This is a genomic window from Ligilactobacillus murinus (assembly GCF_003288115.1).
GTDB classification, from domain to species: Bacteria; Bacillota; Bacilli; order Lactobacillales; family Lactobacillaceae; genus Ligilactobacillus; species Ligilactobacillus murinus.
This window is the reverse complement of the sequence record NZ_CP023565.1, coordinates 761,212-777,261: the sequence shown is the minus strand read 5'-3', so window position 1 is coordinate 777,261 and position 16,050 is coordinate 761,212. Positions and strand designations below refer to the sequence as shown.

Here is a 16,050-nt window from a genome sequence, read left to right as displayed (position 1 = left end):
TATCGATGACCCGCACAACACTTCCTACAGAAATGTGGGGAGTTTTTTTGCTACTTAGAATGCTATATAAAACTACAATTTGATAATTACAAGTGTATCTTTAAATAAAATTATTTAACTAAATATAAATTTATAAGATAAGTTAATAAATGATATTGCAGGAAATGTTATAATATAATGGCATGTTAATGAAAACGCGTACTTTTAATTGTGCAGAACGATTTAGGAATTATTAGGAGTAGGAGGTAAGGTATTTGGTGGATAGTATAACTATCGTGTTACTTTTAGTGGTTATCGCATTGCAACTATGGAATATAACTAAGAAAAGCAATATTGAAGAACTAAAAGCTATACTACAGCGTACTGCTGAAGAACAACGTGATGGAGTTCGAAAACAAATCGAAAGTGGTACAACGGAACAGTTCCAACGTTTTGAAGTTATTCAAGCAAGTATTCAAAAAACATTATCCGAAAATCGCCATGAATTAAATAGGCAGCTTAGCGAATTTCAACAACAGATGGAACAAAGATCAGCAAACATTCAAGATGTGAGTGTCGAAAAAAATGAGCAGATCAGAAAGACAGTAGTGACTGCTTTGCAAGATAGTCGTAAAGAGCAAAATGATCAATTTCATGTGTTTAGCGAAAAAGTAGACAGTCGTCTTTCAGCTATTCAGCGTGCGAATATCGAAAATATCGAGAAAATCAATATGATCCTTGAGAATAAGATGAATTCTTTGCAGGAAAGTAATGAGAGAAGACTTGAACAGATGGGACAAAGATTAGCAAACATTCAAGATGTGAGTGTCGAAAAAAATGAGCAGATCAGAAAGACAGTAGTGACTGCCTTACAAGATAGCCGTAAAGAGCAAAATGATGAATTTCATGTGTTTAGCGAAAAAGTGGACAGGCGACTTTCAGCTATTCAGCGTGCGAATATCGAAAATATCGAGAAGATCAATACGACCCTTGAGGATAGGATGAATTCATTGCAAGAAAGTAATGAAAAAAGGCTTGAGCAGATGCAAGGCATAGTGGATGAAAAATTACAGAAAACACTTGAATCACGTTTGTCTAAGTCTTTTGAAATAGTAAATAAGCAGCTTGAAAGTGTAGGGCAGGGTCTAGGAGAAATGAAAGCTTTGGCGGCCGACACAAAGTCACTGAAAAATGCTCTGACAAATGTTAAAGAACGAGGCACATACGGTGAAGTTCGCCTTGAAAAGTTACTTTCGGATATTCTTGCGCCTAATCAATATGAGATGAATGTTGAAATCGCAAGTGGTAAACGAGTGGAATTTGCTGTAAAGCTCCCAGGCAACGGGGATGTACCGTTACTTTTGCCAATTGATAGTAAGTTTCCAATAGAAGATTATAATAGGTTACTTGATGCAGGAGATAAAGCTGCGATCGATATAGCAAGACGATCGCTTACTGCCAAGATTAGAACTTTTGCCAAAGATATTCATGATAAATACATTGTTCCTCCGAAAACGGCAGATTTTGCCCTTATGTTTCTACCGACAGAAGGACTATACGCAGAAGTTATACAGAATGTGGCACTTTTTGAGGAACTACGTGATAAATATAAAGTCACAGTAGTCGGTGCAACAACACTTTCAGCATTTCTTGCATCTTTGCAGATGGGCTTTAAAACGCTTGCTATTGAGCAACGTTCACAAGAGGTGTGGGAAAAGTTGCGAGCTGTTAAGTTAGAATTTGATAAATTTGGTGGCGTACTTGAGAAAGCACAGCGACAGCTTCAAACTGCCGATAAAACTCTTACTGAAATTGTTGGTAGACGTACAAGAGCTATTAATCGTACATTGCGTGGTGTAGAGGAACTGACGGAAAACAACTATTCGTCGAAGAAGCCAGTGGAAGATAGTGGGAATAATTAAAACTATCTACGCTTAGAATTAAATGATAAATCTATAGTCAAAAACAGATGAGACCGCTCTGCACCAAGTCTTAATAAAACTGTGGTACAGAGCGGTTTTTACTTTATATACAATTTTCGGCAGCATAAATGATCTCATATTCTTTTCCTAATTCTTGACAAAGTTGAGCGTACGCAAACTTTTGTTTTTTATTAAACATGAGTTCATCTTCACCGGTCCACCAAGGAGATATAGCTGGCGCATTGTCCATATCCAGCATAGTATCATAATAAGCCACTAGATACCAAAGTAAATCTTTTAATTTATGAGAAATCGGTAGTTGTCGTTCATCAACAACATCCCTAAACTTAATTTCTGCAGCTTCATTTGTGGACCAAAGGCAGACCCCACTACCCCATTCGAAGGAGTATTTCATTTGGTATTTAGCCATGTGTAGTTACCCTCTTTTCCATAATAAGTGATAAAAATAGAACTGATTTTATAATTATAAGCATATCATAATGTATGGTCTAAAAAAAGGTTCAGCCAATGTTGGTGACTTTTATCATACTTAACAATTAGCTTTTTGTTAGTGTTTGAAGATGTTAGCAGATGCAGGAGAACTTTGGTTGAAAGAACATTATTAGGCTGTCATAACTGTGGTAACTGGGTCTGAGTAAGTGTATTTTGATTATATTGTCCATTAAAGAGAAAAATAACACGATTTGTCGAATGTAATTTAATTACTTTATAATGTTTTTGTGATTTTCGATATTCAAAGTTTTTAATTATATCTAAAGTTGTATTCTTTTTCAAAAAAAAGATTAAAAACGTTGCTATATTAGGCTTTCTATGATATCTTATTAACTGAGCAATGATTTGTTAGTCATTGTTTCACCATTTCTGGCTAGTTTAGAAATGGACAAGAAGATATGTCTATATCTTTATCTTCACTTGAGGAGGTGAAACACATGGCAAACAAAGCACAATTGATCGAAACTGTTGCTGAAAAGACAGGTTTGACAAAGAAGGACGCAACTGTTGCAGTTGACGCAGTTTTTGGTTCTATCCAAGACTACCTTAAAGAAGGCGAAAAAGTTCAATTGATCGGCTTTGGTAACTTTGAAGTTCGTGAACGTGCAGCTCGTAAGGGTCGCAACCCACAAACTGGTAAAGAGATCCAAATCCCAGCAAGCAAGGTACCTGCATTCAAACCAGGTAAGGCGCTTAAAGATGCTGTTAAATAAGATTGACTTATTTTAGCTAGGACCCTTGATTTATCAAGGGTTTTTTTGTATAAAAAAATACTGAAGCTAAAATGAGTAAGAGGCGTTACATATATACACTAATACTAAGATCAAAAGAATTTTGCACTTAATATATGAATTTTTTCATCCATTAGAAAGTGTCTTGTTTATACAGCTAGCTTTTTGTGCTATGCTAAAATTATTTGATAAATGCTAGGGGTTGGAAAGATGAGCAAGAAGATCGTTTTTGGTCCAAAAAAAGATTTTATTTGGATCGATATCAAAAAAGATGATGAAAATGTGGTCCAGGAGTTAAAAAATCAAGCCAAGCTCGATCAAGAACTATTGAGTTATGCTCTTGATGAACACGAAAATGCTCACGTGGAATATGATGCAAAAGAAGAGCTTTTGTTGATCGTTTTTAATGTGATCAAAAAACATAGTGAACGTTATGAAACGGCACCGGTGGCTTTTATCGTCAAGCAAAATGAGCTGTACAGTTTTACGACAGCTAAAACAGCTTATGTGACTGAGTTCATTGAAGGTTTGATCACACGTCAGCCTGCTCTCAGTTGCTTGAGTTTGATCTTTAAGACGCTTTATCAGATCGTGGGAGCATTTTTCCCAATCATCAAAGAGATTGGAAAAAAACGTTTGATTTTGACAGAAAAATTAAAAACTAAGACGACCAATCGTAATTTGTTGGAACTTTCAGATCTAGGAATGGGGTTAGTTTATTTAGTCAATGCAACACAGCAAAATTCATTGCTACTGGCACAATTAAAAAAGCTCTCACTTTACCGCTCTTTGACAGAAAATGAACAAGAAGAGCTGGAAGATGTTGAGATCGAAGCAGATCAGTTGGTGGCAATGGCTAATTTATCCGATCAGATCTTAGGCCAGATCTCGGAGACCTACAATAACTTGTTGAATAACAATTTAAATGACACGATGCGTTTATTGACGATCTGGTCGTTATTATTGACGGTCCCGACCATTGTGACAGGCTTTTTTGGAATGAATGTTTTATTACCATTTAAGGATAGTCCATTTGGCTGGCTCATAATTATTTTTATCAGTATGTTTTTATCGATCGGCCTGTTATTGACGATCTTAAAACGTATAAAGTGAGGTGGTCATATGGAGACTATTTATATAGTAGAAGACGATGCAACGATCATTCAAGTCGTCAGCGAGAAATTGAATTCTTGGGGTTATGATTGTAAAGGTGTGACTGATTTTCAAAATGTACTAAGTGAATGTTTAGAACTTGGTCCACAATTGATCTTGTTGGATATTTCATTGCCTTATTTTAATGGCTTTCATTGGTGTCAAGAGATCAGGAAACATTCGCAGGTGCCGATCATTTTTATCTCATCAGCTGCTGATCAAATGAATCAGATCATGGCGATAAATTTAGGGGCTGATGATTTTATCGTCAAACCATTTGATCTTAATTTGTTAGTGGCGAAGATCCAAGCATTATTACGGCGAAGTTACCAGTACAATCAAGTACAGACAGTCGATGCTTACGATCTACAAGGATTTACTTTTACGCCTGAAGAAAACGTGATCGCAAATGCTGAGAGTAAGTTGAATCTATCGCCCAATGAAACTAAGATCTTGGTTATTTTATTACGTGAGCGTGGCCAGATCGTCTCAAAGACACAGATGGTCGAAGCGTTATGGCAAGCCGATGACTTTATCGATAGTAATACGTTAGCGGTCAATATCACCCGGATCCGCAAGAAATTAGCCTCAGTCGGGATCAAGGATCTGATCCAAACGGTCAAGGGAAAGGGGTATTTGATCGAGAATGAAACAAGTGCTTAAATTGACCAAAGCTTTTATATGGGAGCATAAAGCGACTTATCTAGTATGGGTATTATTATTGGGAACTCAAAGTCTGACGTTATACCTATATGATCAGACCCAAGTGATCTTAGGCGATACCCTCCTGTTTAGCTGTTTGATAATTTTTAGCTATACGTTAGTTGCCTTTAATCGGTGGCAAAAAAAGCTCAGGCAGTTACAACTTTTACAGACTAATTTTTCACATGAGCTTTTACCCTCAAGCACCAGTCAGGTAGAAATACTTTATCAACAGATCGCTGAAGAATTAGAGCAAAAATTAGTAGCAGAATTAGAACATAGCCGTTTGAAAAAACAAGAGATGTTAGAAGATTTTGGGATCTGGTTGCATCAAGTCAAAACACCAGTATCGGCCTTAGACCTTTTGATCCAAGCGCAAGGAAACGATCCTAAGATGCGAGCTGAGTTGTTCAAAGTCAATGAGTATCTTCAGCTGATGTTAAATTATTTGCGCCAACAATTGGATAATTCTGACCTTGTTTTTGAGCAAGTTGCTTTAGATAAAGTGATCAAGGAAGTCTTGAAAAAGTATGCACTCTTTTTTGCGCAAAAAGGGCTACGCGCGGAATTTATCGACCTTGATACCACCACAGTTACGACTGATAAGAAGTGGTTGATCTTTATTTTAGAGCAATTGATCTTCAATGCGATCAAATATACCAACACTGGAACGATCACGTTTATTTTTAACGGTGATCATTTGGCGATCAAAGATACTGGGATCGGGATCCAGTCACAGGATATTCCACGTGTTTTTGAAAAAGGGTTTACCGGTTATAATGGACGTCAAGATCAACGTGCAAGTGGTCTGGGCTTATATTTGAGTCAAAAAGTTGCGCTCAAATTAGGGTGTAAACTCGAATTGACATCTAAAGTTGGCCAAGGAACGACGGTCAAAATTTATTTCCCAAAACATTATAAATAAGTTGTTACTTTAACTTTAATGTTATTTAAAAATGGCAACCTTACAAAATTGTAAGGTTGCCATTTATTTTGTAAGTAGGCATAAGTAACGGGGCTTGTTATGATTAATATATCAATTAGAACAACGGAGGAAATAATCATGAATGAATTACTAAAGATCGAACATGCACGCAAAGTTTATCAGAGTCGTTTTAAGGGTGTTCAAGTTGAAGCTTTAAAAGATATCCAACTTGAAGTCAATAAGGGCGAATATACAGCAATTATGGGTGAATCTGGTTCTGGGAAGAGTACCTTGTTGAATATGATCGCCACTTTGGATAAACCAACATCAGGTAAATTGTATTTGAACGGTGACGATCTGACACAGATCAAGGAGAAAGCTGCAGCAGCATTTAGACGTGAACATTTGGGTTTTGTTTTCCAAGATTTTAACTTATTAGACACGATCTCTGTCAAAGATAATATCTTACTCCCATTAGTTTTATCACGTAAAAGTATCAAAGCTGCTAAACCTAAATTACAAGAATTAGCAGAAAAATTAGAGATAACTACTTTATTAGAAAAATATCCGTACGAATTATCTGGTGGACAAAAGCAACGTGTGGCAGTCGCCCGGGCGATCATTACCGATCCAGCACTACTTTTAGCCGATGAACCGACGGGGGCGTTAGATTCAAAGACCTCAGATCAATTGTTAGATATCTTTGAACAGTTAAATCAAAATGGTCAAACGATCTTGATGGTCACCCATAGTTCATTAGCTGCTAGTCGGGCTAAGCGGGTCTTGTTTATCAAAGATGGGATCGTTTATCATCAACTTTATCGAGGTGAACTTGACGCCAAGGCTTTCTTAGAAAAGATCAATATGACGATGGCGTCATTATTGCCACGTTAGTCAGGAGGGGATCTGTATGTTTTATGCTAAATTAGCTTTTCAAAATATTCGTAAAAATAAACAGGCCTTTGTACCATTTTTACTGTCAATGATCTTTTTGACGGCCTTAAATACTTTGATGTTGATGGTCGCAAATGATCCAGGCTTGGCTAAACTCCAAGGTGCTGAAGCGATCACCCAACTTTTTGGTTTTGGTTCTGTGATCGTATTGATCTTTTCAGTGGTATTTGCTACTTATACGGAAACGATATTAAACAAACAACGCAAAAACGAGCTAGGTCTGTACAATGTTTTAGGTATGGGCAAACGTGAACTATATAAGTTGACCTTCTTTGAAAAAGTGATCAATTTGGTTATAACAATTGTTTTAGGTGTCACAAGTGGTGTGATTTTTTCTCGGCTAGCGTATCTGATCATCAAGAAATTGATGGGGATCGGAAGTGAATTCAAATTTACTTTGAACACTTCGATCTTGACGCTCACGATCTTATTTATCGCTGGCGTTTACGCATGGTTATATTTGATCAACGCTTTTAATATCTTTAAAAGCGATCCGATCGAGTTATTACATGCTGATCAAAAAGGTGAGAAAGAACCTAAAGCTAAATGGTTCTTGGCTTTGGTCGGTCTAGTCACTTTGGCTTGGGGGTACTGGATCGCACTTACGATCAAATCTCCAGTTTCAGCGGTCACTAATTTCTTTATAGCAGTACTTTTAGTGATCATCGGGACTTACTTAATATTTACAGCCGGAAGCATCGTTGTTTTAAAATTATTGCGTAAAAATGAAAACTACTACTATAATGTTAAACATTTCATTCCTGTATCCGGGATGATTTATCGGATGAAACAAAATGCGGTCGGTTTGGCTAGCATCTGTATCTTATCAACGATGGTCTTAGTTACTGTTTCAACAACAGCGGGGCTCTTTTTTGGAGCAAACGATCAAGTTCAACAGATGTTTCCACGCGATATCATGATCAATTCTGCGGAGCCACTGACAAAACTCAAACAAGTAGCTAAAAACTATGCTACTAAAGAAGATGTTAAATTAAGTGATATGCAATATATCCGGACTAGTCAATCTTTATTGTTTACAAAAAAAGCTAATGATTTTAAAGCTGCTGACCGTATGAATTATTCTGTCTCAAATGTTGATAAGGCTGCTAATGTAGTCTTGATCAGCTTGAGTGAATATAATACTTTGACAAAAGATAGTTTATCTTTAACTAAACCAAATGAGATCTTTATGTATACTACCGCGCAAAATTATTCTGAAAAAACAATGATATTAAATGGACATAAGTATCAAATCAAGCAACAGGTCAACAAATTGAAAGACACAGGCTTACTTAATGTCTCACCGGTAGATTCCTATATTGTAGTTATGAAAGATCAAAAACAGATCGAGGGATTATTAAAAGAATTATACAAAACTAAGGAAACAGCCGCCTACTTAGCCCCTGCTTATCAATTAAATTTCAATATTGAGCTTAAAGATCAAGCTAAACGTAAAGCGTTCATCCGGGGACTAAGCAAAGAGTTTGCTAAAACTGCGGATAAACAAGGGTATTCCTTTCAGGACAAGGATAGCTATCGTGCAAGTGTCAAGCGCTTTGATGGTGGGTTCTTCTTTTTAGGGATCATTTTAGGGATAGCTTTCTTATTAGCTACGACATTGATCATCTATTACAAGCAAGTGTCTGAAGGGATGGATGATCGCAAACGTTTTGTGATCTTACAAAAAGTTGGGATGGATGAAGCTGAAGTCAAACGTGTGATCCACAGTCAGATCATGATGGTCTTCATTTTCCCATTAGCTTTTGCGATGTTACACGTTGCTTTTGCTCTTCCACTGATCAAAAAGATGTTGGTCTTATTTGGGATCACCAACTGGCAACTATTCTTAGTTGTTACGCTCGTGGTTGCACTGATCTTTAGTATTCTGTATTATGTTGTGTATCAACTAACTGCTCGGGTCTATTATCGTCTAGTTGAACGTTAAGTAGTAAAAATGCAGCAGAGAAAGAAGATGAGTTTTCTTAAAAAGGGCTAACTGGTTATCAGTTAAAAGTTTTAGCAATGATCTTTATGTTGGTGGATCATTTGAATATGTATTTTGGGCCAGAGTTACATTGGCCTTTATGGATCAATTTCTTAGGACGTTTAGTCGCCCCAACATTTTCATTTCTATTAGTCGAAGGGTATTTTCACACGCGCAATAAACGGCGGTATTTAAAGCGTTTATTGATCGGAGCCTTAGTTGTCGGGATCGGTAACATTGTCTATGATCTCTTGACTAAGTCATATATCGATCCGTTCGATCATCAGCCAAATTACTTACTGTTTCTTGGACCACATAATATCTTTTATCCAGTTCACCTTTGGATCATTTACTTGATCAAAGCCTTTGTCTAAACAAAAAATAGTCTGGGAGAATGGAAACTCCTAGGCTATTTTATTAGACTTAACTATTTTTGCGTAGATCGATAACATTCAATACTGGAGTCAATTCCCCTGAACTGTTACCTACAAGTCGCAAAGTCATATTTTGTGGATTTAATTTGAGCTGCATGACTTGATCTAAATACATGTCAGAGTAGCTTTTGTAGTATACATCACCAAGCTCAGTCGTTATTTTCTCGTTATAGTCGTGGATGTCTTCAGTTTTATCAACGATCACTAATTGAAAGGCTTGGTTTAAAGAACATACACCCACTTTGGAAAAAGGACCAACACCATCATCAAAATCGAGTAGAACAAGGGCATTTTGATCTTCAAAAAATGGACGCAATTTATTAGCTGCTTCATCTGTAATGGTTAACTTCATTTTAAAATACCTCCCTTAACTGATATGTATATTATCTACCACTTGCTAATTATTTACAACATATATGCTTACAAAAAGTTAGCTGTATGAAGATAGAATTATTTACATGTTTCGCTTATAATTGAATTAGTTAGAAAATTTAAGAAAGGCCAGGTGATAATATGTCCTTGACCATTAAAAATGAAGGTAGTATCTGCCTTGAGTCTAAGCAAACGATCATACTTGATCCGAAAGAAAAAGTGGCTTTTACAACGGGCGATGTTTACTTGTTTACGCATTTATCGACTGATCTTTTGCGGATCTTAGCCGATAAGCGACGCAAAAATCTTGTTTATTTACCACAGATGTTACTTAAACAGCTGCAAAAATTAGTTCAAGCAGGTTTCATCAGACCTTTGAATTTTAGAAAAATAAAGTGCTATCCCTATAATTATCCCGTTCAGATATCAGATCTTTGGGTCACGGCGTTTCCAAGTGATGATGGTTTGAATGGAGCGGTCAGTTTATTACTTGAACATGAAGGCAAAGCGCTTGGCTATACGGGTCGATTTATTACACGTGGGGCACATAAAAAGCGGATCAAAAAATGGAAAAAAACTTTTCAGACGGCTAAGTTAGATCTGTTGTTATTAGATAGTGCAGCTTTACAGACCAGTGAAGTTTTTGTATCAAACACTAAAAAGTTCAAACGTTTCTTAACAAATCTGTCCCCGACAGACTTACCAGCTTTAAAATTATCAAAATTAGCCCCAGAAGAGATCCTAGAATATCAAGAAATAGCTAAACAAGCAGGCAGAACTTTATTGCTTGCACCAGATCTTGCTATTTTAGCTAAATTATTATTCCCATTTGATGATTTTACAGCTATAACGCCAACTAATTTAAAATTAGCCGCGGAAAAGCCAGAAAAATTCATAATGCAAGCGGAAATGACTAAGCAAGCTACGGTCGTTTATAATAAGGATAGTATTAAAGATATAGATGTGATCGCGGCAGATCAAAGTGAGAGCGAATTAAAAGAGGTCGTGCATGTGATCGCACCGGCTCAATGTTTGAGCTATGGTGAAAAGACATTAGAGGGGATCGAACCCTTGACTAAGGCAGTTAGTTTTTCATAAGAAAGGGTGTAGTAAATGTTAGTTGTAACAACAGAACATATTCCAGGCAAACAATATGAAGTGCTCGGTACAGCATTTGGGGTGACGACTCAATCGCGCAATATTGCCAGTGATTTTGGTGCAGGCTTAAAGAGCATCGTTGGTGGTGAGATCAAGGGATATACGAAGATGTTAAATAATTCTCGTCACGAAGCTATTGAGCGTTTAAAACAAGAAGCCAAGGCTATGGGAGCTGATGCTGTTGTCATGATGCGCTTTGATTCGGGCTCGATCAGTGCAGATATGCAATCAGTGGCTGCATATGGTACTGCTGTAAAATTTATTGACTAATAAAGTAAAAGGTATTTAAGCATATAAAGATCCCCAGTAGAAGTTGGTAGATAACTTCTGCCGGGGATCTTATTTGATTCAAAAAGTAAAAAACTATATTTTATAAATTAGCGTCGGTCTTGAAGTTCAGTGGTGAAAGATCTGTTGCTTCAGTGATCAGTTCAGCGGTCAGTTTCTGCGTTTCGCTTAAGCCTAATGCCTGCATCTCAAGGGATGCTTTAGTTAATAATTCACTTAAAGCAAGTGGATCATTTAACGTCAATGCTTTTTTATCTGTTTGTTTGATGATCTGGGTGAATTTGACAGCAAGTTCTTTTTTTAGATCCAAAACTTTTGGTCCAAATTGTGCATAGTGAGGATCGACTAAGACGCCAAGCAATTTATAGACCCAGTAAGCCGAGTCACTCGAATACGTCTTTTGTCCGACTTTGTAAGCGGGGTGGACCTCAGTGCTACCTGCATAGACGGGGACAAAAACACTTTGTGCAGTAACCCCCATTGCGACCCAGTGAAGACCAGCGATCTCGACTGGTAAGTTTGGGCGAAGTTGGAGCAAGTGTGATTCTTGTGTTTTAGCTAAGCTGATCGGTCTAAATTTGTTTTTTTCTGGAGCCTTGCCTAGTGGATCGTAAGGTGTATTTTGGAAATGTGCGCCTAAGACGTATTTTAGATCATCCATATACAATAAGTGGTCAGCTCTTTGAATAAATGGTAATTCTTCGCTCATTGGATCTTGTTTGACACTAGGTGTTAGGTAACGTTGGCCATCCCAGACCCGTGGAGTACTGTAGATCTCATCGGATAATTCGTGTGTTCCAAAAATATTGCGGAAATTAAAGCATGTTGGATCAGGATTTAAATGGTTAGTGGCTACAAATTCTTGGATCCCAGTTGAAAAGATAAAGTTAGCCGGATCGTTAAAATCGATCTCTTGGATCGCTAGTTGGTTAGCCACTACAGCATAACAATCATCGGGGATCCTTTGCGCAACAAAGTGGTGACCTGAACCGGTTTCTAAATACCAAACTTCTTCTTGATCAGCAAATAAGATCCCGTTAGACTCGCAAGTACCGTATTTTTCAATGATCTGTCCCAGGCGTTTTACACCTTCGCGGGCTGTTTTAATATATGGCAAAACGACCGTGACCATGGCCTCTTCGCCGATCCCATCTTTGACAAGTGGATCGTAGCCTAAAACGCGTTCGTTGGCATAGGCACTTTCGGTGGCACTCATGGCTACTCCGTATTCATTGATCCCATCTTCTTCAAATAAGCCAAATTCGGCTGTCCACTCTGGTGTGGCACTGTATTTGAACCGAACTTGTGGTAGTGGCATTTTAAAGCCGTTATCTTTTGAGATAAATTCTTGTGGAGCATCAAATTCTTGATGGGGATGGATGACCATGTGTTTAGGCCAAGCACTTTTGGCATCTTCATTGCGTCCGATCACAGTCGAACCATCAGCCATCGCTTTTTTTCCGACTAAGATGCTAGTGCAAGCGGAAAATTCGAAACTTTTATAAAGTGTCATAAAGAGACGTCCTTTCATCAGGTGATTAGTTTTATTTTAGCAGACTGACAGAACTAAAAACAATTGCACTTGTACCAAAACTTTGTCATAATTAACATATTAACAAAAAGGAGATGACGATAATGCCATTAGTTCATATCGAACTTATCGAAGGTCGTAGCCAAGAACAACTCAAAAACTTAGTTAAAGACGTAACTAAGGCCGTGGTTGAAAACACTGGTGCTCCAGCTGAACACGTTCACGTTGTATTAAATGAAATGCAAAAAGATCGTTACGCTGTTGGCGGTGTGTTAAAGAGCGACGAAAACTAAAATAAAAGTCGAGATCTCGGTCTCGACTTTTATTTATTCTAAGCTAACTTTAAATATTCTTCTAAGTAATGTGCTAAGCCATCTTCTTTATTGGTCAAAGGCGTAATATCGTTAGCCAATACTTTGAGTTTATCCGTCCCATTTTGCATAACTACGCCCCAGCCAGCATAATCGATCATTTCAGCATCATTATGTTCATCGCCAAAGGCCAGAATGTTTTTACGGTCGATCTTAAAGGTATCGGCTAAGAATTTGACCCCATGAGCTTTATTGACGCCCTTAGGTGATAGTTCTAGGATCGGGTTAGGACCGCCCCAAACGCCAACGTTGATCTTGTCACCAAAATTTTCTTCTAGAGCAGAGACCGTTTTAGGCAATTGAAGCTTATCAACTAACATCGTCATTGCTGATGGATTTTCTTGTAAGTTTATCTTATTTAAGACTTCATTAGCTTTCAACGTTACTGGAAAGAAATCATCGATCACGGTATTGGGAACATCAGCTAAGGCCATATTTTTACCTTCAGCTGCAACAACTTTGATCCCAAGTTGCTCTTTAGCAGCTAAGATCTCAAAAGCGATATCACGGTTAAAGGTCAAAGCATATTCTTTATCCCAAGTTTGATGGGGAATATGACCCACGGCACCATTAAAGTTGATCATTGGTGATTTAAGGCCTAAAAAATCATAATAGTTTTCTGAGATCCGATTAGGGCGTCCAGTTACGATCGAAACGATATGTCCTGCTGCTGTAGCTTTGGTTAAAACTTCTTTAGTTTTAGGTGTTATTTGACTATTTTCATTTAATGTCGTGCCATCAAGATCGATCGCGATCAGTTTTTGTTCCATAGAATCAATCCTTAAAAATTTGTAGTATATCTGCTTAAAGTTATCACAAACTTAAATAAAAAACAACGGATAAGGAACTAATTTTGCGATCATTTTGAAGATAATAGTGTATAATTTTAAGGGAAAGATCAAGAAGGGGGGATTATGATGATCGAGATCATCACAAAAAAAATCGAGGGTTTACCAGTTTTAGAAGTCGTAGCTAAAAAATATCGCACCCAAAAATTACCGTTGATCGTTTTTTATCACGGTTGGACTGGTTGCAAAGAACGAGTCTTAACAGAAGGTTACGAATTAGCTAAACGTGGCTTTAGAGTGGTCTTACCAGATGCTAAGTTTCATGGTCAAAGACAAAGCGGACCTGTTACTAGACATCGCCAAGAATTTTGGCAGATCGTAGCTAGTTCGGTCAAAGAGCTACCACTTTTGGTAAATTATTATCGCCAAACGAGCGGGATCAAAGATGATCTAGTTGGTGTCAGTGGACTTTCGATGGGAGCGATCACGACCTGTGCTTTATTGACCGTGTATGATTGGATCAAAGCAGGCGTAAGTTTGATGGGCTCACCTTGTCCGACGGCGTTTGCCCGTCAGTTACTGGAAGAGTTACCAGTTTTAGCAGATATTCCAGCTAGTTTTGTCGATCAGCAATTAGCTCAACTTGAGCTGATCGACCTATCAAAGCATCCTGAACGGATCGCGGGGCGACCAGTACATTTTTGGCATGATACTGCCGATCAAATAGTGCCATATGCGCCAGATAAAGCATTTTTTGACAGTATCCAAGGGAAAGATTATGCTAAAAATACATCATTTACAACGACCACAGGGCAAGGGCATAAGGTAAATTATGCAACTGCGGTCGAGATGGCAGAAAAATTTGAAGAGTATTTTGGAGGAATCGATGATGGAACCACGAAATAGTGAATTGATCAAAAAAGATATTTTAGATGCCCTTGAAACGGTGATCGATCCAGAATTAGGGGTGGATATCGTCAACTTAGGCTTGATCTATTCTGTCGATCTAAAAGAAGATGGTCTATGTATCGTTCAGATGACTTTGACGACGATGGGCTGCCCCTTGACGAATTTATTGGCTGATATGGTCGAACGTTCGCTGAATGGGATCGCTGAAGTTAAAAAGGTCGAAGTCGAATTTGTTTGGGAACCAGCCTGGACAATGGACCGTATGACTAGTTATGCTAAGATGGCGCTAGGGATCCACTAACGGAGGCGTTTTTGTGTTAAAAAGAAAAATCGTTGTTGTGTTGTATATTGCCTTGATCTCATTTTTTTGTGTCTATCTATTTTTTAAGATCCAAGAACGTGACTTGATCATTCAATTGAATAATAACAACCTCTCTTTAGATGCGTATAAGATCACGCTCAAGCAAGATATCTCACTGGCAGAACTTGATCAAAAGATAAAGGACAATGATAAATTAACTGATGTCCAGCTCCATTACCAAGCTAAAGATCAGCGTAATGTGACTTATTTTTACGGTAAGGGAAATTATACGCAACCACCATTACTTTCGGGGCATTTCTTTTCAAGTGCTGACTTTGAATCGGATGTTCCATTGGCAGTCGTTGGAAAAAATTATGAAAAAAAACTGTATGAACCTAAAGATCAGGCATATTTGAAACTAGATGGTAATTATTTGCCTGTGATCGGTGTGATGGGCGACAACTATCACTCAGATCTAGATGATCAGATATTTATTGCAGCTTCGACCCAAAAATTAGCCACAGCACAGACAAATGATTATCGAATCGTTTTGGATAGTTTGACCCCGATCGATGCTAAAGTCTTAAAAAAAGAGCTTGGCTTACTATCAGCTACTAGATTAGTCAAAAAGAATTTCATCATTTCGGATGAATCGTGGTTAGTCTCACATTGGGCGCAAGTTCTGGGATTATTTGCGGCAGCGGTCGGCTTTCTAGCGCAAATGGCTGTTTGGTTGATATCATTACGGCATCGCTATAACGAAGCTGTATTTTTGCAAGCTGATCCTGCTAAATTTGCTTTTGAAGAATGGCGCACATATTCGCTCTGGGTAGGGCTAGGTACGCTCATTGGGGGCATGGCAGGGATGTTTGTTTTCCAAATGACGACGTATACTTATCTGTTACTGACGATGGGTTCGATCTATCTGGGAAGTAGTCTGCTATTTTATCTATTGATCGTTTCAAGGTTGAAAAAAGAGTGAGGATTTAATCCAAAATAAGTTACAAATAATGAAAAGCTATGTTATATAGCAGAA

Annotated in this window: 18 protein-coding genes; 14 read left to right on the top strand and 4 right to left on the bottom strand. The window is 37.8% G+C overall.

Annotation, left to right across the window (positions count from 1 at the left end; all coding sequences use genetic code 11):
* Positions 1–257: 257 nt before the first annotated feature.
* Entirely contained in the window at positions 258–1,901 is a 1,644-nt protein-coding gene (gene rmuC / locus CPS94_RS03850) for a DNA recombination protein RmuC (RefSeq protein ID WP_238145402.1), read from the top strand.
* 103 nt (positions 1,902–2,004) lie between these two features.
* Here the strand turns inward: rmuC and CPS94_RS03845 are convergent, their stop codons facing one another.
* Entirely contained in the window at positions 2,005–2,331 is a 327-nt protein-coding gene (locus CPS94_RS03845) for a hypothetical protein (RefSeq protein WP_112286371.1), read from the bottom strand.
* Positions 2,332–2,851: 520 nt separating this feature from the next.
* Here CPS94_RS03845 and CPS94_RS03840 point away from each other — a divergent pair.
* The 7 genes from CPS94_RS03840 to CPS94_RS03810 all read left to right on the top strand — a co-directional run bounded on the left by CPS94_RS03840 (position 2,852) and on the right by CPS94_RS03810 (position 9,236).
* A complete protein-coding gene (locus CPS94_RS03840; RefSeq protein WP_004047651.1) occupies positions 2,852–3,127 on the top strand; it encodes an HU family DNA-binding protein in 276 nt (91 codons plus the stop codon).
* 228 nt (positions 3,128–3,355) lie between these two features.
* The gene (locus CPS94_RS03835) at positions 3,356–4,258 is read left to right on the top strand and encodes a magnesium transporter CorA family protein (protein ID WP_112194957.1); all 903 of its coding nucleotides are present in this window, start codon (positions 3,356–3,358) and stop codon (positions 4,256–4,258) included.
* Positions 4,259–4,267: 9 nt separating this feature from the next.
* Positions 4,268–4,960 (top strand): response regulator transcription factor, encoded by a 693-nt coding sequence (locus CPS94_RS03830; protein ID WP_112194959.1) that lies wholly within the window; start codon positions 4,268–4,270, stop codon positions 4,958–4,960.
* A complete protein-coding gene (locus tag CPS94_RS03825; protein WP_112194961.1) occupies positions 4,944–5,924 on the top strand; it encodes a sensor histidine kinase in 981 nt (326 codons plus the stop codon). Before CPS94_RS03830 ends, CPS94_RS03825 begins: the two co-directional genes overlap by 17 nt.
* 138 nt (positions 5,925–6,062) lie before the next feature.
* On the top strand, positions 6,063–6,818 hold the full coding sequence (locus CPS94_RS03820; protein WP_112194963.1) for an ABC transporter ATP-binding protein: 756 nt from the start codon (positions 6,063–6,065) through the stop codon (positions 6,816–6,818).
* Between the two features lie 16 nt (positions 6,819–6,834).
* A complete protein-coding gene (locus CPS94_RS03815) occupies positions 6,835–8,823 on the top strand; it encodes an ABC transporter permease (RefSeq protein ID WP_112194965.1) in 1,989 nt (662 codons plus the stop codon).
* Between the two features lie 86 nt (positions 8,824–8,909).
* On the top strand, positions 8,910–9,236 hold the full coding sequence (locus CPS94_RS03810; protein WP_162626408.1) for a TraX family protein: 327 nt from the start codon (positions 8,910–8,912) through the stop codon (positions 9,234–9,236).
* 49 nt (positions 9,237–9,285) lie between these two features.
* On the opposite strand, the gene CPS94_RS03805 is transcribed toward CPS94_RS03810, so the two are convergent.
* Complete coding sequence (locus CPS94_RS03805) at positions 9,286–9,648, bottom strand: iron-sulfur cluster biosynthesis family protein (protein ID WP_112194978.1); 363 nt, start codon at positions 9,646–9,648, stop codon at positions 9,286–9,288.
* 161 nt (positions 9,649–9,809) lie between these two features.
* On the opposite strand from CPS94_RS03805, the gene CPS94_RS03800 reads away from it, so the two are divergent.
* Entirely contained in the window at positions 9,810–10,766 is a 957-nt protein-coding gene (locus tag CPS94_RS03800) for an MBL fold metallo-hydrolase (RefSeq protein ID WP_112194980.1), read from the top strand.
* A 15-nt stretch (positions 10,767–10,781) separates the two neighbouring features.
* Positions 10,782–11,096 (top strand): heavy metal-binding domain-containing protein, encoded by a 315-nt coding sequence (locus CPS94_RS03795; protein ID WP_004047669.1) that lies wholly within the window; start codon positions 10,782–10,784, stop codon positions 11,094–11,096.
* A 100-nt stretch (positions 11,097–11,196) separates the two neighbouring features.
* Here CPS94_RS03795 and CPS94_RS03790 read toward each other — a convergent pair whose 3' ends face one another.
* Positions 11,197–12,627 (bottom strand): C69 family dipeptidase, encoded by a 1,431-nt coding sequence (locus CPS94_RS03790; RefSeq protein ID WP_112194982.1) that lies wholly within the window; start codon positions 12,625–12,627, stop codon positions 11,197–11,199.
* A 122-nt stretch (positions 12,628–12,749) separates the two neighbouring features.
* Here CPS94_RS03790 and CPS94_RS03785 point away from each other — a divergent pair, with 122 nt between their 5' ends.
* Positions 12,750–12,938, top strand: coding sequence for a 2-hydroxymuconate tautomerase (locus CPS94_RS03785; protein WP_004047673.1), 189 nt, complete (start codon positions 12,750–12,752; stop codon positions 12,936–12,938).
* 38 nt (positions 12,939–12,976) lie between these two features.
* Here the strand turns inward: CPS94_RS03785 and CPS94_RS03780 are convergent, their stop codons facing one another.
* On the bottom strand, positions 12,977–13,786 hold the full coding sequence (locus CPS94_RS03780) for a Cof-type HAD-IIB family hydrolase (protein WP_112194984.1): 810 nt from the start codon (positions 13,784–13,786) through the stop codon (positions 12,977–12,979).
* Between the two features lie 147 nt (positions 13,787–13,933).
* Here CPS94_RS03780 and CPS94_RS03775 point away from each other — a divergent pair, with 147 nt between their 5' ends.
* Genes CPS94_RS03775 through CPS94_RS03765 form a run of 3 tightly spaced genes read left to right on the top strand, consistent with a single transcriptional unit; the run spans position 13,934 to position 15,996 of the window.
* On the top strand, positions 13,934–14,710 hold the full coding sequence (locus tag CPS94_RS03775) for a dienelactone hydrolase family protein (protein WP_112195935.1): 777 nt from the start codon (positions 13,934–13,936) through the stop codon (positions 14,708–14,710).
* Positions 14,694–15,014, top strand: coding sequence for a metal-sulfur cluster assembly factor (locus CPS94_RS03770; RefSeq protein WP_039935972.1), 321 nt, complete (start codon positions 14,694–14,696; stop codon positions 15,012–15,014). The genes CPS94_RS03775 and CPS94_RS03770 overlap by 17 nt, the downstream gene beginning before the upstream one ends.
* 13 nt (positions 15,015–15,027) lie before the next feature.
* Positions 15,028–15,996, top strand: coding sequence for an ABC transporter permease (locus CPS94_RS03765; protein ID WP_112194986.1), 969 nt, complete (start codon positions 15,028–15,030; stop codon positions 15,994–15,996).
* Positions 15,997–16,050 lie beyond the last annotated feature (54 nt).

Coding starts and splice junctions, on each gene's coding strand:
- CPS94_RS03800 (WP_112194980.1), top strand. CDS start 9,810: ATGTCCTTGACCATTAAAAATGAAGGTAGTATCTGCCTTGAGTCTAAG.
- CPS94_RS03820 (WP_112194963.1), top strand. CDS start 6,063: ATGAATGAATTACTAAAGATCGAACATGCACGCAAAGTTTATCAGAGT.
- CPS94_RS03780 (WP_112194984.1), bottom strand. CDS start 13,786: ATGGAACAAAAACTGATCGCGATCGATCTTGATGGCACGACATTAAAT.
- CPS94_RS03830 (WP_112194959.1), top strand. CDS start 4,268: ATGGAGACTATTTATATAGTAGAAGACGATGCAACGATCATTCAAGTC.
- CPS94_RS03845 (WP_112286371.1), bottom strand. CDS start 2,331: ATGGCTAAATACCAAATGAAATACTCCTTCGAATGGGGTAGTGGGGTC.
- CPS94_RS03810 (WP_162626408.1), top strand. CDS start 8,910: ATGTTGGTGGATCATTTGAATATGTATTTTGGGCCAGAGTTACATTGG.
- CPS94_RS03775 (WP_112195935.1), top strand. CDS start 13,934: ATGATCGAGATCATCACAAAAAAAATCGAGGGTTTACCAGTTTTAGAA.
- CPS94_RS03795 (WP_004047669.1), top strand. CDS start 10,782: ATGTTAGTTGTAACAACAGAACATATTCCAGGCAAACAATATGAAGTG.
- CPS94_RS03825 (WP_112194961.1), top strand. CDS start 4,944: ATGAAACAAGTGCTTAAATTGACCAAAGCTTTTATATGGGAGCATAAA.
- CPS94_RS03805 (WP_112194978.1), bottom strand. CDS start 9,648: ATGAAGTTAACCATTACAGATGAAGCAGCTAATAAATTGCGTCCATTT.
- CPS94_RS03835 (WP_112194957.1), top strand. CDS start 3,356: ATGAGCAAGAAGATCGTTTTTGGTCCAAAAAAAGATTTTATTTGGATC.
- CPS94_RS03785 (WP_004047673.1), top strand. CDS start 12,750: ATGCCATTAGTTCATATCGAACTTATCGAAGGTCGTAGCCAAGAACAA.
- CPS94_RS03840 (WP_004047651.1), top strand. CDS start 2,852: ATGGCAAACAAAGCACAATTGATCGAAACTGTTGCTGAAAAGACAGGT.
- CPS94_RS03770 (WP_039935972.1), top strand. CDS start 14,694: ATGGAACCACGAAATAGTGAATTGATCAAAAAAGATATTTTAGATGCC.
- CPS94_RS03815 (WP_112194965.1), top strand. CDS start 6,835: ATGTTTTATGCTAAATTAGCTTTTCAAAATATTCGTAAAAATAAACAG.
- CPS94_RS03790 (WP_112194982.1), bottom strand. CDS start 12,627: ATGACACTTTATAAAAGTTTCGAATTTTCCGCTTGCACTAGCATCTTA.